General features: G+C 66.0%; 14 protein-coding genes. 13 read left to right on the top strand and 1 reads right to left on the bottom strand.

Annotated elements, in window-relative coordinates; genetic code table 11:
• Position 1 precedes the first annotated feature (1 nt).
• From IAE34_RS11505 to IAE34_RS11445, 13 genes are all read left to right on the top strand, one after another.
• On the top strand, positions 2 to 523 hold the full coding sequence (locus tag IAE34_RS11505) for a chemotaxis protein CheW (RefSeq protein ID WP_200139077.1): 522 nt from the start codon (positions 2 to 4) through the stop codon (positions 521 to 523).
• Complete coding sequence (locus tag IAE34_RS11500) at positions 520 to 1785, top strand: CheR family methyltransferase (protein ID WP_200139076.1); 1266 nt, start codon at positions 520 to 522, stop codon at positions 1783 to 1785. The genes IAE34_RS11505 and IAE34_RS11500 overlap by 4 nt, the downstream gene beginning before the upstream one ends.
• Positions 1782 to 2447, top strand: coding sequence for a chemotaxis protein CheW (locus IAE34_RS11495; protein WP_233631093.1), 666 nt, complete (start codon positions 1782 to 1784; stop codon positions 2445 to 2447). Before IAE34_RS11500 ends, IAE34_RS11495 begins: the two co-directional genes overlap by 4 nt.
• Complete coding sequence (locus IAE34_RS11490; protein WP_200139075.1) at positions 2444 to 4720, top strand: hybrid sensor histidine kinase/response regulator; 2277 nt, start codon at positions 2444 to 2446, stop codon at positions 4718 to 4720. Before IAE34_RS11495 ends, IAE34_RS11490 begins: the two co-directional genes overlap by 4 nt.
• Positions 4717 to 5730 (top strand): chemotaxis response regulator protein-glutamate methylesterase, encoded by a 1014-nt coding sequence (locus IAE34_RS11485; protein ID WP_200139074.1) that lies wholly within the window; start codon positions 4717 to 4719, stop codon positions 5728 to 5730. The genes IAE34_RS11490 and IAE34_RS11485 overlap by 4 nt, the downstream gene beginning before the upstream one ends.
• Positions 5731 to 5781: 51 nt before the next feature.
• Positions 5782 to 6786, top strand: a complete 1005-nt coding sequence (locus IAE34_RS11480) for a response regulator (RefSeq protein WP_200139073.1) — start codon at positions 5782 to 5784, stop codon at positions 6784 to 6786.
• Between the two features lie 154 nt (positions 6787 to 6940).
• Positions 6941 to 8036 (top strand): peptide chain release factor 2 gene (prfB, locus tag IAE34_RS11475; protein ID WP_200139072.1). Its coding sequence is split into 2 segments (ribosomal slippage): positions 6941 to 7012 and positions 7014 to 8036, totalling 1095 coding nucleotides; the frame shifts between segments, so codons are not numbered across the junction.
• A gap of 89 nt (positions 8037 to 8125) precedes the next feature.
• A complete protein-coding gene (lysS, locus tag IAE34_RS11470) occupies positions 8126 to 9628 on the top strand; it encodes a lysine--tRNA ligase (RefSeq protein ID WP_200139071.1) in 1503 nt (500 codons plus the stop codon).
• 128 nt (positions 9629 to 9756) lie between these two features.
• Positions 9757 to 10464, top strand: coding sequence for a TetR/AcrR family transcriptional regulator (locus IAE34_RS11465; protein WP_200139070.1), 708 nt, complete (start codon positions 9757 to 9759; stop codon positions 10462 to 10464).
• 29 nt (positions 10465 to 10493) lie between these two features.
• Complete coding sequence (locus IAE34_RS11460) at positions 10494 to 11042, top strand: hypothetical protein (RefSeq protein WP_200139069.1); 549 nt, start codon at positions 10494 to 10496, stop codon at positions 11040 to 11042.
• 61 nt (positions 11043 to 11103) lie between these two features.
• Positions 11104 to 12381 carry a flavohemoglobin expression-modulating QEGLA motif protein gene (locus tag IAE34_RS11455; RefSeq protein ID WP_200139068.1) on the top strand — a complete coding sequence of 426 codons (1278 nt, stop codon included), beginning with the start codon at positions 11104 to 11106 and terminating at the stop codon, positions 12379 to 12381.
• Positions 12353 to 13276: an alpha/beta hydrolase gene (locus IAE34_RS11450; RefSeq protein ID WP_200139067.1), complete on the top strand. Its 924-nt coding sequence runs from the start codon at positions 12353 to 12355 to the stop codon at positions 13274 to 13276. The genes IAE34_RS11455 and IAE34_RS11450 overlap by 29 nt, the downstream gene beginning before the upstream one ends.
• Positions 13273 to 13599 carry a hypothetical protein gene (locus IAE34_RS11445; protein WP_200139066.1) on the top strand — a complete coding sequence of 109 codons (327 nt, stop codon included), beginning with the start codon at positions 13273 to 13275 and terminating at the stop codon, positions 13597 to 13599. The genes IAE34_RS11450 and IAE34_RS11445 overlap by 4 nt, the downstream gene beginning before the upstream one ends.
• A 61-nt stretch (positions 13600 to 13660) precedes the next feature.
• Here the strand turns inward: IAE34_RS11445 and IAE34_RS11440 are convergent, their stop codons facing one another.
• Entirely contained in the window at positions 13661 to 14443 is a 783-nt protein-coding gene (locus IAE34_RS11440) for an OmpA family protein (RefSeq protein ID WP_200139065.1), read from the bottom strand.
• Between the last annotated feature and the right edge of the window lie 24 nt (positions 14444 to 14467).

Genomic DNA, 14467 nt, shown 5'->3' with positions numbered 1-14467 from the left:
CATGAGCGAGCCTTACGCGCCTGTGCCGCGCGCCACCGCCTCCAAGGGTGTGCTGTATCTTCAGTTCACGCTCGACCAGCAGCGTTTCGCGCTGGATGTGCGGGAGGTGATCGAGGTGCTGGCGCTGCCCACGCTCAAGCCCCTCGCCCAGGCCCCTGCCTGGGTAGCCGGTGTGCTCGGTCACCGGGGCCTGCTGGTGCCGGTCATCGACCTGTGCGCCCTGACGCTCGGCAAGCCAGCGCCGCGGCGCACCAGCACGCGTCTGGTGCTGGTACGTTACCGTGGCGAGCCGCAGCGACCGCAGCACGCCCTGGGCCTGGTGCTGGAGCAGGCCACGCACACCCTGCGCTGCGGCGTCGACGAGTTCCGCCCCTATGGCGTGGACAATGCCGAAGCGCGCTACCTGGGCCCGGTGCGACAGGACGAGCAGGGCCTGTTGCAACGCATCGAGGTCAACCAGTTGCTCACCGACGAAGTACGCCGGTTGCTGTTCCCCGAAGACTGCGCGGAGCAGGCCCGATGAACGAGCACCGCTTCTTCCGCTTCCTGCAGGAGCGCATTGGCCTGGACGTGGAGTCCGTCGGCGCCTCGATGGTCGAACGGGCCCTGCGCCAGCGCTGCGAGGCCTCGGCCGCCGATGATCTGGACGATTACTGGCTGCACCTGCAGCAGTCGGTGGAGGAACAGCAGGCGCTGATCGAGGCGGTGATCGTGCCGGAGACCTGGTTCTTTCGTTATCCGGAGTCGTTCTCTGCCGTGGCCACGCTGGCGCGCAAGCGTCTGGCCGAGCGCGGGGCAGGGGGCGTGCTGCGCGTGCTGAGCCTGCCGTGCTCGACCGGCGAAGAGCCTTACTCGATCTCCATGGCGCTGCTGGACGCCGGTATCGCGCCGAGCAGCTTCCGTGTCGATGCCATGGATATCAGCCCGAGTTCGATCGCCCGTGCAGCGCGGGCAGTGTATGGACGCAATTCCTTTCGCGGCATCGACCTGGCGTTCCGCGACCGGCACTTCGACGCCGTCGCCGAGGGTTTCGAGCTGCACGAGCGGGTGCGCCGCCAAGTCAGCCTGGAAACGGCCAATGTGCTGGACACGGCGCTGCGCTCGCGCAACGGGCTCTACGACATCGTGTTCTGTCGCAACCTGCTGATCTATTTCGACCTGCCCACCCAACAGCGTGTCTTCGAAGTGCTCAAGCACCTGCTGCATGACAGCGGCGTGTTGTTCATCGGGCCGGCCGAAGGCAGCCTGCTGGCGCGTCTGGGCATGCGCCCGCTGGGCATTGCGCAATCGTTCGCCTACGTTCGCCAGTCGCCTTGCGACACGCCGCCGCCACTGCTGGCCGCGCCGGTCGCTCGCAGCGCCACGGTCGTCCCACCACCGCCGCGCCTGATGCCGCCGCAGATTGTGCGGGTACCTGCCGCCCCGCCCGCGCGCCCTGCGCCGCCCGTGGCGAACGAGGTCCGCTCGGACGAGGCCGAGTTGCTGGCCAGCATCGCGCAGCTGGCCAACAGTGGTGCCAGCGAGCAGGCGCGCGCCAGTTGCGAGCGCTACCTGCGGCAGTTCGCACCCAAGGCGCAGGTCTACTACTGGCTGGGCCTGCTCAGCGATACCCAGGGCGATGCCGGCGAGGCGCTCAAGCACTATCGCAAGGCCTTGTATCTGGAGCCCCAGCATACCGAGGCGCTGATGCATCTGGCCGCATTGCTCGCTTCCCAAGGTGATGTCGCCGGTGCCCGCCGGCTGCAGGCGCGTGCGGCAAAATCGGACCGGGAGGCTGAAGGATGAGCGATGAGCCGGCGATGGCCTTGATTGCCCAGGCCCATGACGCCATCGACGATTGCTGGAACCGCATCGGCGTGCATGGCAACAAGGAGTGCCCGTTGCTGGAGCGGCATATTCACTGCCGCAACTGCGAGGTGCATGCTGCCGCCGCGACGCGTCTGCTCGACCGCTATAGCCTGGTGTCGGACGAGCAGGTCGACGCCCCGCCGGTCGAGCCCGCAGCGCTCGGCCGCTCCATGCTGCTGTGCCGGCTGGGCGAGGAATGGCTGGCCCTGGCCACGGCCTGCCTGGTCGAGATCGAGCCTTTGCTGGCGGTGCATGCCTTGCCTCATCAGCGTTCGCGCACGCTGCAAGGCGTGGTCAACGTGCGCGGTGCCCTAGTGCCGTGCCTGTCGTTCGCCGAACTGCTGGGCATGCCGGTGACCGAAGGCAACGAGCGCTCCGCCCGCGTGATACCGCGCATGCTGATTCTGGCGGCCGACGGCGGGCCGGTGGTGCTGGCGGTCGATGAGGTCGACGGCATCCATCGCCTGCAACTGGCGCTCGAGCCTGTCGAGCGCGAGGCGCATCAGTTCACCCTGGCGGTGTTGCAGTGGCGCGGTCGCAGCGTGCGCGTGCTGGACGAGCAGCAGCTGCTTGGTGCCGTGAAGCGGAGCCTGTCATGACCCCCGAGCAAATGCGCGATGCCTCCCTGCTCGAACTGTTCAGCCTCGAAGCCGAGGCCCAGACCCAGGTGCTCAGCGCAGGTCTGCTGGCGCTGGAGCGCAACCCGGCCCAGGCCGACCAGCTCGAGGCGTGCATGCGCGCGGCGCACTCGCTCAAGGGTGCCGCGCGCATCGTTGGCATCGATGCCGGGGTGAGCGTGGCCCATGTGATGGAAGACTGCCTGGTGGCCGCCCAGGAACACCGCCTGCTGCTGCGCCCGGAGCACATCGACGCGCTGCTGCAGGGCACCGACCTGCTGATGCGCATCGCGACGCCGGGTGACCCCCAGGGCGAGGCTGGCGTCGCGGCGTTTCTCGCCCAGATGGCGGCGCTGCTCGACCCCGCCAGTGCCATCGCGCAGGCGCCGAGCGCATCGGTCGCCACGCCCCCGGCACAACCCCTGCCGTCGGAGCGGCCGGGCGAAGTCGAAGCCGACGCCGAGCCCGTGTCCTCCGCCCGCCAGGCCAGGCGTGGCGGCGAAGGGGGCGAGCGGGTCCTGCGGGTCACCGCCGATCGCTTGAACAGCCTGCTCGACCTGTCGAGCAAGTCGCTGGTCGAAACCCAGCGGCTCAAGCCCTACCTGGCGACCCTGCAACGCCTCAAGCGCATGCATGGCCAAGGCATGCGCGCCCTTGACGGCCTGCGCGGTCAGCTCGAAGGCAGCGGCCAGAGTGCCGAGGTGCTCGAGGCCCTCGCCCAGACCCAGAGGCTGCTGGGCGAGACCCAGCAGATCCTGCAACAGCAGGCGGCCGACCTCGACGAATTCGGCTGGCAGGCCACCCAGCGTGCCCAACTGCTGTACGACACGGCCCTGGCCTGCCGCATGCGCCCGTTCGCCGATGTGCTGACCGGCCAGAGCCGCATGGTGCGCGACCTCGGGCGGTCGCTGGGCAAGCAGGTGCAGTTGCAGGTGGAAGGGGAGAAGACCCAGGTCGACCGGGACGTTCTCGAGCGTCTGGATGCGCCGTTGACGCACCTGTTGCGCAACGCGGTCGATCACGGCATCGAGTCTCCCGAACGGCGCGTGGCGGCCGGCAAGCCCATCGACGGCTCGCTGCGCTTGCGCGCGGCCCATCAGGCCGGGCTGCTGGTGCTGGAACTGGTCGACGATGGCGCCGGCATCGACCTGGAGCGGCTGCGCCGCAGCATCGTCGAGCGCGCCCTGTCGCCGGCCGAGACCGTGGCGCAGATGAGCGAGGCGGAGCTGCTCAGCTTCCTCTTCCTGCCCGGCTTCAGCCTGCGCGAGCAGGTCACCGAGGTGTCCGGTCGCGGCGTAGGCCTGGACGCTGTGCAGCACATGGTGCGCGAACTGCGCGGCTCGATCGAGCTCACGCAGACGCCCGGGCAGGGCTGCTGCTTCCATATCGAGGTACCGTTGACGTTGTCGGTGGTGCGCAGCCTGGTGGTCGAGGTCGGCGCCGAAGCCTACGCGTTCCCGCTGGCGCATATCGAGCGGACCCTGGACGTTCCCGCGCAGTCGATCGTGCAGATCGAGGGCCGCCAGCATTTCTGGCACGAAGGGCAGCACATCGGCCTGGTCGCCGCCAGCCAATTGCTCAACCGCCCGGCCCCCCAGGGCGAGGCGGACAGCCTGCGCGTGGTGGTCATCCGCGAGGGCGAGCAGCTCTATGGCGTGGCGGTCGAGCGCCTGATCGGCGAGCGGGTGCTGGTGGTCATGCCGCTGGATCCGCGCCTGGGCAAGGTCCAGGACATTTCCTCGGGGGCATTGCTCGACGATGGCTCGGTGGTGCTGATCATCGATGTGGAGGACCTGCTGCGCTCGGTGGACAAGCTGCTCAGCACCGGACGCCTGGAGCGCATCGAGCGCGGCACCGGGAAAGGCCGGGGCGTGGCGCGCAAGCGCGTGCTGGTGGTCGACGACTCGCTCACCGTGCGAGAGCTGCAGCGCAAGCTGCTCGGCACCCGCGGCTATGAGGTGGCGGTGGCGGTCGACGGCATGGACGGCTGGAACGCCCTGCGCGGGGAAGACTTCGACCTGTTGATCACCGACATCGACATGCCGCGCATGGACGGCATCGAACTGGTGACCCTGGTGCGCCGCGACAGCCGGTTGCAGTCGTTACCGGTGATGGTGGTGTCCTACAAGGACAGGGAAGAAGACCGTCGTCGTGGACTGGATGCAGGTGCCGACTATTATCTGGCCAAAGCCAGCTTCCACGACGACGCGCTTCTGGAAGCCGTCGTAGAGTTGATCGGAGGTGCACAGGGATGAAGATCGCCATCGTCAATGACATGCCCATGGCTGTGGAAGCCTTGCGTCGCGCCTTGGCCTTCGAGCCGGCCCATGAGGTGGTGTGGGTGGCAGGCAACGGCGAGCAAGCGGTGCACAAGTGTGCCGAGCAGACACCCGACCTGATCCTCATGGACCTGATCATGCCGGTCATGGATGGGGTCGAGGCGACGCGGCGGATCATGGCGGAGTCGCCTTGTGCGATCGTCATCGTCACCGTGGACCGCAAGCAGAATGTCCATCGCGTGTTCGAGGCGATGGGCCACGGCGCGCTGGATGTGGTGGACACGCCGGCACTGGGTGGGGGGGATGCGCGCGAGGCGGCCGCGCCCTTGTTGCGCAAGATCCTCAACATCGGTTGGCTGATCGGCCAGCAGCGTTCCAGTGCGGCACGCTCGGTGGCGGCACCGGCGCGCAGCACCGCGGCCCGCAGCGGGCTGGTCGCGATCGGCTCGTCCGCCGGTGGGCCGGCGGCGCTGGAGGTGCTGCTCAAGGGGCTGCCCCGGGATTTTCCGGCGGCCATCGTGCTGGTCCAGCATGTCGACCAGGTCTTTGCCGCCGGCATGGCCGAGTGGCTCAGCGGGGTATCCGGCCTGCCGGTGCGGCTGGCGCGCGAGGGAGAGCCCCCGCAGCCGGGCCAGGTGCTGTTGGCAGGCACCAACCATCACATCAGACTGTTGCAAAACGGCCAGTTGGCGTACACCGCCGAGCCGGTCAACGAAATCTACCGCCCCTCGATCGATGTGTTCTTCGAGAGCGTGGCGCGGTTCTGGCGCAGCGAAGCGGTGGGCGTACTGCTGACCGGCATGGGCCGCGACGGTGCCCAGGGCCTGAAGCTGATGCGCGAGCAGGGCTTTCTGACCATCGCCCAGGACCAGCAGAGCAGTGCGGTATATGGCATGCCCAAGGCGGCGGCCGCGATCCAGGCCGCGGTGGAGATCCGGCCGCTGGAGCGGATCGCCAGCCGACTAGTGGACATCTTTCCGAAATGACGACATGTGTTGAGTCACGCCGCCTGGTCGGTAGTGATCTGGTGAATACAGATGAGTGATCTACCGATCGAAGGTTTCACGACGATCAACGAAGGCGCGGCCATGGTGCTGCTGGTCGACGACCAGGCGATGATCGGCGAGGCCGTGCGGCGTGGGTTGTCCCAGGAAGACAATATCGACTTCCATTTCTGCGCCGATCCGCACCAGGCCGTGGCGCAGGCGATGCGCATCAAGCCCACGGTGATCCTGCAGGACCTGATCATGCCTGGCCTGGATGGCCTGACCCTGGTACGCGAATACCGCAACAACCCGGCGACCCAGGACATCCCGATCATCGTGCTCTCGACCAAGGAGGACCCCTTGGTCAAGAGCGCGGCGTTCGCCGCCGGGGCCAACGATTACCTGGTCAAGCTGCCGGACACCATCGAGCTGGTGGCGCGCATCCGCTACCACTCGCGCTCCTACCTCACACTGTTGCAGCGCGACGAAGCCTACCGAGCCCTGCGCGTCAGCCAGCAGCAACTGCTCGACACCAACCTGATGCTGCAGCGGCTGATGAACTCCGACGGCCTGACCGGGTTGTCCAACCGCCGCCATTTCGACGAGTACCTGGAGCTGGAGTGGCGCCGGGCCATGCGTGAGCAGCAGCTGTTGTCCTTGCTGATGATCGACGTCGACTACTTCAAGGCCTACAACGACAGTTTCGGCCACCTGGCCGGCGACGAGGCCCTGCGCCAGGTGGCCGAGGCGATCCGCGGCTCCTGCTCGCGGCCCAGCGACCTGCCGGCGCGTTACGGCGGCGAGGAATTCGCCCTGGTGCTGCCCAACACCTCCCCGGGCGGCGCGCGCCTGATCGCCGAGAAACTGCGCCAGACCGTGCTGGCGCTGAACATTCCCCACAGCATGCCGCAAGCCGATGCCAGCCTGACCGTGAGTATCGGCCTGGCCACTCAGACGCCGGCGATCGGCAGCCACTGCCGGCAGCTGATCTCGGCGGCGGACAAGGGCCTGTACCTGGCCAAGAACGGCGGTCGCAACCAGGTGGGTATCGCCTGAGCCAAAGGCCCCTCGGCACCGCGCCTTACGCGCCGAACGGACCTCGGCGTGTGCGACCCTTCCTGCAAGCACTGCCCGGCGGGTCTGCCGCCCTGCGGCGGAGTCGGTTATACTCGCGGGCTTTTCACCGAATTCGCGCGAGAGTTGCCCGCCCATGGAAATCCAACCGATCCTCAACACCATCAAGGACCTCACCGAACGCTCCCAGTCCATTCGGGGGTATCTTTGACTACGATCACAAAGCTGATCGTCTGATCGAAGTCAACCGCGAGCTGGAAGACGCCGCCGTCTGGAACAAGCCCGAGTATGCCCAGGCCCTGGGCCGCGAGCGTGCCATGCTGGCCCAGGTGGTCGAGACCCTGGACAAGCTGTCCGGTGGCCTGGCCGACTGCAAGGACCTGCTCGACATGGCCGTCGAGGAAGGTGACGATGGCGCCGTCGACGATGTCATCGGCGAACTCGAAGGCCTGGAAGAATCCCTCGCCAAGCTCGAGTTCCGACGCATGTTCAGTGGCGAGATGGACATGAACAACGCCTACCTGGACATCCAGGCCGGCTCCGGCGGCACCGAAGCGCAGGACTGGGCCAACATCCTGCTGCGCATGTACCTGCGCTGGGCCGACAAGCGTGGTTTCGACGCCACCATCATCGAGCTGTCCGAGGGCGAGGTCGCCGGGATCAAGGGCGCGACCGTGCACATCAAGGGTGAATACGCCTTTGGCTGGCTGCGCACCGAGATCGGCGTGCACCGCCTGGTGCGCAAGAGCCCGTTCGACTCCGGCGCGCGCCGTCACACCTCGTTCTCGGCGGTGTTCGTCTCGCCCGAGATCGACGACAAGGTGGAAATCGAGATCAACCCGTCGGACCTGCGCATCGACACCTACCGTTCCTCCGGCGCCGGCGGCCAGCACGTCAACACCACCGACTCGGCGGTGCGTATCACCCACGTGCCGACCAACACCGTGGTGGCGTGCCAGAACGAACGCTCCCAGCACGCCAACAAGGACACCGCCATGAAGATGCTGCGGGCCAAGTTGTACGAGCTGGAAATGCAGAAGCGTAACGCGGCCTCGCAGGCGCTCGAGGACAGCAAGTCGGACATCGGCTGGGGTCACCAGATCCGTTCGTACGTGCTCGACGACTCGCGCATCAAGGACCTGCGTACGGGCGTGGAGCGCAGCGACTGCCAGAAAGTGCTGGACGGCGACCTCGACCAGTACCTGGAAGCGAGCCTCAAGCAGGGCCTCTGATCCGCCCACCCTCGCCGCGATGCCGAGCCTGCCGGCATCGCGTGGCCTGCCCCAAGGGGCACTGAATACCTGATGGAACCAATGACGACATGAGCGACCTGAAGACCGAATCGCAAGACCTGCAACAGGAAGAAAACACCCTGATCGCCCTGCGCAAGGACAAGCTTGCCGCCGAGCGGGCAAAGGGTAACGCCTTCCCCAACGACTTCCGCCGCGACAGCTACTGCAACGACCTGCAGAAACGCTACGTCGACATGACCAAGGAAGCCCTGGAAGCAGCCGCGATCCCGGTCAAGGTGGCCGGGCGGATCATGCTCAACCGTGGCTCGTTCATGGTCATCCAGGACATGACCGGTCGCATTCAGGTCTACGTCAACCGCAAGACCCTGCCCGAAGAAACACTGGCGGCGGTCAAGACCTGGGACCTGGGCGACATCATCAGCGCCGAAGGCACCCTGGCCCGCTCGGGCAAGGGCGACCTGTACGTCGAAATGACCGACGTACGCCTGCTGACCAAGTCGCTGCGTCCGCTGCCCGACAAGCACCACGGCCTGACCGACACCGAGCAGCGCTATCGCCAGCGCTACGTCGACCTGATGGTCAACGAAGAGACCCGCCACACCTTCCGCGTGCGCTCCCAGGTGATTTCCCACATCCGCAAGTTCCTTGCCGAGCGCGACTTCCTGGAAGTCGAGACGCCGATGCTGCAGACCATCCCTGGCGGCGCGGCGGCCAAGCCGTTCGAGACCCACCACAATGCCCTGGACATGGCCATGTTCCTGCGCATCGCGCCCGAGCTGTACCTCAAGCGCCTGGTGGTCGGCGGTTTCGAGAAGGTGTTCGAGATCAACCGCAACTTCCGTAACGAAGGCGTTTCGACCCGGCACAATCCCGAGTTCACCATGCTCGAGTTCTACCAGGCCTACGCCGATTACCGCGACAACATGGACCTCACCGAGGAACTGTTCCGCGAGCTGGCGCAACTGGTCCTGGGCAGCACCGACGTGCCCTATGGCGACAAGGTGTTCCACTTCGGCGAGCCGTTCGTGCGCCTGTCGGTGTTCGATTCGATCCTCAAGTACAACCCCGAGCTGAGCGCTGCCGACCTGCAGGACGTCGACCGCGCCCGCGACATCGCCAAGCGTGCTGGTGCCAAGGTGCTGGGTCACGAGGGCCTGGGCAAGCTGCAGGTGATGATCTTCGAGGAGCTGGTCGAGCACAAGCTGGAGCAACCGCACTTCATCACCGAATATCCCTTCGAAGTTTCGCCACTGGCCCGGCGCAACGATGAAAACCCGGCGGTCACCGATCGCTTCGAGCTGTTCATCGGCGGGCGCGAGATTGCCAACGCCTACTCCGAGCTCAACGACGCCGAGGACCAGGCCGAACGTTTCCTGGCCCAGGTGGCAGAGAAGGACGCCGGTGACGACGAAGCCATGCATTACGACGCAGATTTCGTCCGTGCGCTGGAGTACGGCATGCCGCCAACGGCAGGTGAAGGCATCGGCATCGACCGCCTGGTGATGCTGCTGACCGACTCGCCGTCGATCCGCGACGTCATCCTGTTCCCGCACATGCGTCCGCAGGCCTGACCCGTCGCAGCGGCCCAGCGCCGCTGCGCCATGGCCCATGGCGGGTGACGTCGTTTCAGCACGGCGAGCCCGCATCTGTGCTCGAGCGGCAGCCATGCCGCTTTTCTATTTCTGCCGAGGTCTGCAACGTGTCCTCCCAACCAGGCGCCGCCGGCGTGGCCAGTGCGGTCGCCCAGAGTGTCCAGTACCAGGGCCGCAAGGCCAGTCGCCAGGGCAGCGAGCAACGCCGCCAGCAGATCCTCGACGCCGCCATGCGCATCGTCGTGCGTGACGGCGTGCGCGGCGTGCGCCACCGCGCCGTGGCGGCCGAGGCCGGGGTGCCGTTGTCGGCTACCACCTACTACTTCAAGGACATCGAGGACTTGCTTGCCGATGCCTTCGCCCAGTACGTTGAGCGCAGTGCCGCGTACATGGCCAAGCTGTGGAGCAACACCGAAGGCGTGCTGCGCGCGCTGCTGGCCCAGGGTGACAGCAGCGCCTTGTCGCGCGCGCGCCTGGCCGACGAGGTCGCGCGGATGACCGCCGACTACGTCATCCGCCAACTGCACGGCCGCCGCGATTTTCTCATGGCCGAACAGGCCTTCCGCCAGGAAGCCTTGCTCAATCCGCGTCTTGCCGACCTGGTGCATGCCCATGAGCAGATCCTGCTGCACGGTGCCTGGCAGATGCTCGAAGTGGTCGGCTCCAGGGAACCACGGCAGGATGCGCTGGTGTTGACGGCCATCATCGAGCAGATGGAATATCAGGGCCTGCTCGCTGCGGGTGATCCGCAGGCGCAAGAGCAGACGCTCGCGATCCTTTCTCGCTACCTGCACCTGGTGCTCGCGGCGGTGTAGGGCTAGCCGATGTCCTCGAGGAGAACCCGATGAAACCCTGGCGTGTGCTGCTGCTGACCCTGTCGTTCCTGTTGCTGAGCGGCTGTCTGGTGACCTTCGACCGTCCCTTGGCGGTGCATCAGCCGGCGCCCAAGGCCCTGCTCGGGCAGTGGAGCAGCAAGGATGCCTGGGGCCAACCGCTGCAACTGACCATCAGCCGCACGGCGCAGGGCGGCTACAAGGCGCTGGCCCGAACCCAGGGCCAGGCGGCGCGCGCCTACGATTTCACGGTCTCGCGCCACGGCAATCGCTGGTACCTGTCGGCAGGCGTGCCCAAGCAGTTGGGGGGGCATTACCTGATCGGTGGTTTCGAATTGATCGACGGCCAGCAGTTGGTGGTCTACACCCTGGACATCGAGCAGGTCCAGCAGGCCGTGGCCAAGCAGGAGCTCAGTGGGCATGCCGTCCAGGTGCCTGAAGACAACGGCGCCGGCGTGCTGATCGACAGCCCTGCCGAGCGCGTCCTGGCGTATCTGGACGATCCGGCCAATTCCGACCTGTTCGTCGAGGCTGCGCGCTTCCAGCGCACGGGCAAGTGATCCAATCGACTCGCCAGCCTTCTAGGGGCTGACCGATTCCTGCAAGCATCAGGAGTGACCGGTGGACGAATACCAGCAGACCATCCGCGCCTTGTCCGATCGTATCGTGGCAGCGCAGACGCCGATCCGCGTGCTCGATGCGGTGAAATGGGACGACGGCATCCGTCAGGGCTTTCTCAAGGCCAAGGGCACGGAGCCACCGGCGGTGGACCGGGCCTATTATCAGAATCGCCCGCTGGCGTTCGACTCCAGCGCGGTCAAGGCCGAATTCCAGGGCATCGAGCGCGACATCACCCGCCAGCTCGGCCAATTCAACCCGGTCGGGCAGATCATGCGGCGCATGTGCAAGGAGTACCGCATGGTGGTGCGCATGCTCGAAGCGCGGGGTACCGAAGACTTCGGCCTGATTTCCCAGGAACTGTACGGCGCCGCTTCCGATGCCTTTCACGCCGGTGACCCGACCCTGGCCGACCTGGGGCTGATGCTGTCGGACTACCTCAACAACATCGACGGGCGTGGCGACCTCAAGGATGAGCCGAAGAACCTGACGGCCAAGGAGGCGGTGGAGATTCTCCAGCGGCGCCTGAACAAGGTGTTCGGCGAGGCCGAAGAGACCATTCGCGTGTTCGAGTCCGACGGCATCGTCGCCGATGCGGCCGCCGGCGCCGACTACATCAAGGTACGTGCCGATGCCCTGTTCAACAGCCGTGACGTGCGGGCGCTGGAGGTGCATGAAGGGTTGGTGCACGTGGGCACCACCCTCAACGGCCAAAACCAGCCGATCTGCACCTTCCTCGCCAAGGGTCCGCCGTCCTCGACCGTGACCCAGGAAGGGCTGGCCATCCTCATGGAGGTGATCGCCTTCGCCTCCTACCCTAGTCGCCTGCGCAAGCTGACCAACCGCACCCGCGCCATCCATATGGTGGAGCAGGGCGCCGACTTCATGCAGGTCTACGCGTTCTTCCGCGAGCAGGGCTTCGACATGGCGGACAGCTATGGCAACGCCAGCCGCGTGTTCCGCGGCTCGGTGCCCAATGGCCTGCCTTTCACCAAGGACCTGTCCTACCTCAAGGGCTTCATCATGGTTTACAACTACATTCAGTTGGCCGTGAGAAAGGGCAAGCTGGAGCAGATCCCGCTGCTGTTCTGTGGCAAGACCACGCTGGAGGACATGCGCACCTTGCGCCAGTTGGTCGAGGAAGGCCTGGTGGCGCCGCCGAAGTACCTGCCGGAGCAGTTCCGCGACCTCAATGCCTTGTCGGCCTGGATGTGCTTTTCCAACTTCCTCAATCACCTGAGCCTCGATCGCATTGAAGCCGACTACGCCAACATTCTCTAAGCACCTGCGGTCACTGCTGCTGGGCGCTGGCCTGGTGTGCCTGGCCGGCTGCAGCAGCCTGCTGTTCTATCCCGAGCCCGGGCAGCCGCTGACCCCCGAGCGGGCGCATCTGCAGTACCGCGACCTCACTCTGGTGGCGGCGGACGGTACTCGACTGCATGCCTGGTGGTTGCCGGCCAAGCAGGGCGTGCCGATCAAGGGAACGGTGCTGCACCTGCACGGCAATGGCGGCAATCTGGCCTGGCACCTGGGTGGCAGCTACTGGCTGCCTGAGCAGGGCTATCAGGTGCTGATGCTCGACTATCGTGGCTACGGGCTGTCCGAAGGATCGCCGAGCCTGCCGCAAGTCTATGGTGACATCCAGGCGGCGCTGGACTGGCTGGACAAGGCCCCGCCCGTGCAGGGCAAGCCGCTGGTGCTGCTCGGCCAGAGCCTGGGCGGCGCCATGGCCATCCATTACCTGGCTGAGCATCCCGAGCAACGCCGGCGCTTCCAGGCGCTGGTGTTCGATGGCGTGCCGGCCAGCTACCGCGATGTCGGACGCTATGCCCTGAGCACCTCGTGGATGACCTGGCCGCTGCAAGTACCGCTGTCGTGGCTGGTGCCCGACCATGACAGCCCGATCAACTCCATCGATCGGTTGCAAGGGCCGCCGAAGCTGTTCTTCCACAGCATCGACGACAACCTGGTGCCCATGGCCAACGGCATCCGCCTGTACCAGCAGGCACCGCCGCCGCGGGTGTTGCAGCTTACCCGGGGCGATCACGTGCAGACCTTCGCCGATCCGACATGGCGCCAGGTGATGCTGCGTTTTCTCGACGACCCCAGCCACTTCAACGGCTTGCGCCGACTGGCGGAAGTGCCGAACTACCCTGACGAGAACGCCCCGCGATGAGTGACGAACGCAACGCCATTCCACTGATCCTGACCGGCGTAGGGACCATCATCGTCACCGTGGGGGCCTTGTGGTACTACGGTTACCTGCACTTCGCCAAGCCTGAGGACGCCCTGCTGTTGCAGGACTACACCATGCTCAAGACGGTGCCTGGCGAGGACTACAGGGTGTCACTGGAGCCCTCGCCGCAGTTGGCCCAGTGCGTCGATGGCGTGCTGGTGCTGTTCGATACCCAGCAGAAGGGGCTCACCGGCGTGCTGGTGGACAACCGCAAGCGGGCGATTCGTTGCATGGGTCAGGGCACGCCGCAGCAGGCCCAGTGAATCGCAGGCATGAAAAAACCCGCCATCGGGCGGGTTCTTTCAGGTCATCGAGCAGACGCTATCAGCGAATGGTCGAGCGCGGTGCGACAGGCTGGTTGTCGTTGGAAATGGTGACTTCCACACGACGGTTCTGTGCACGGCCGGAGTTGCTGGAGTTGTCCGCAACCGGATACTCCTTGCCATAACCCTGGGCGACGATGCGCGAAGGCTCGATGCCGGCGCGTACCAGTGCCATGCGCACGCTGTTGGCGCGACGCTCCGACAGGCTCTGGTTGTAGCTCTGCGAGCCGACGCTGTCGGTGTAGCCTTCGACGATCACCTTACGCTCCGGGTTTTCCTGGAGGAAAGTCGCCAGGGTGGTGATGTTCGGCAAGGCGCTGCTCTTAAGCTCAGCCTTGTTGAAGTCGAACAGCACGTCACCGAAGGTCACCAGGGTGCCACGGTCGGTCTGCTTGGCGTTCAGCTTGTCCTGCAGCGCCTTGATCTGAGCGTCGCGGGCGTCCAGCTTGGCCTGGGCGCGCTGGGCAGCAGCGTTTTTCAGGTCGGCTTCAGCGGTGCGCAGGGCGATGGTCTGTTTGGCCACTTCGACGCGCTGGTTGGTCAGGTAGGCCAGTTGGTCGACCTTCTTCTCGTCGTCACGGTCCATGTAGGCCTTGTCGGCCTTGTTCAGCCAGTCCTGGGCGTCCTTGGTCTCAAGGGCGGCGACTTTGCTGGCCTGCGGATCGCTCTGCAGCGAAGAGAAGTTGGAGCGGGCCGACTCCAGGTTGGCGTTCGGGTCATGGGAGCACGCGGCCAGACCGACGCTCAGGGCCAGGAGGGCAGGGATCATTACATAGTTGCGCATGGTGTTCATCCTTTGATCGATAAC

This window comes from Pseudomonas sp. S30, assembly GCF_016518545.1.
Lineage (GTDB): Bacteria > Pseudomonadota > Gammaproteobacteria > Pseudomonadales > Pseudomonadaceae > Aquipseudomonas.
The sequence above is the reverse complement of the archived record's forward strand: the minus strand, read 5'-3'. Positions and strand labels throughout refer to the sequence as shown.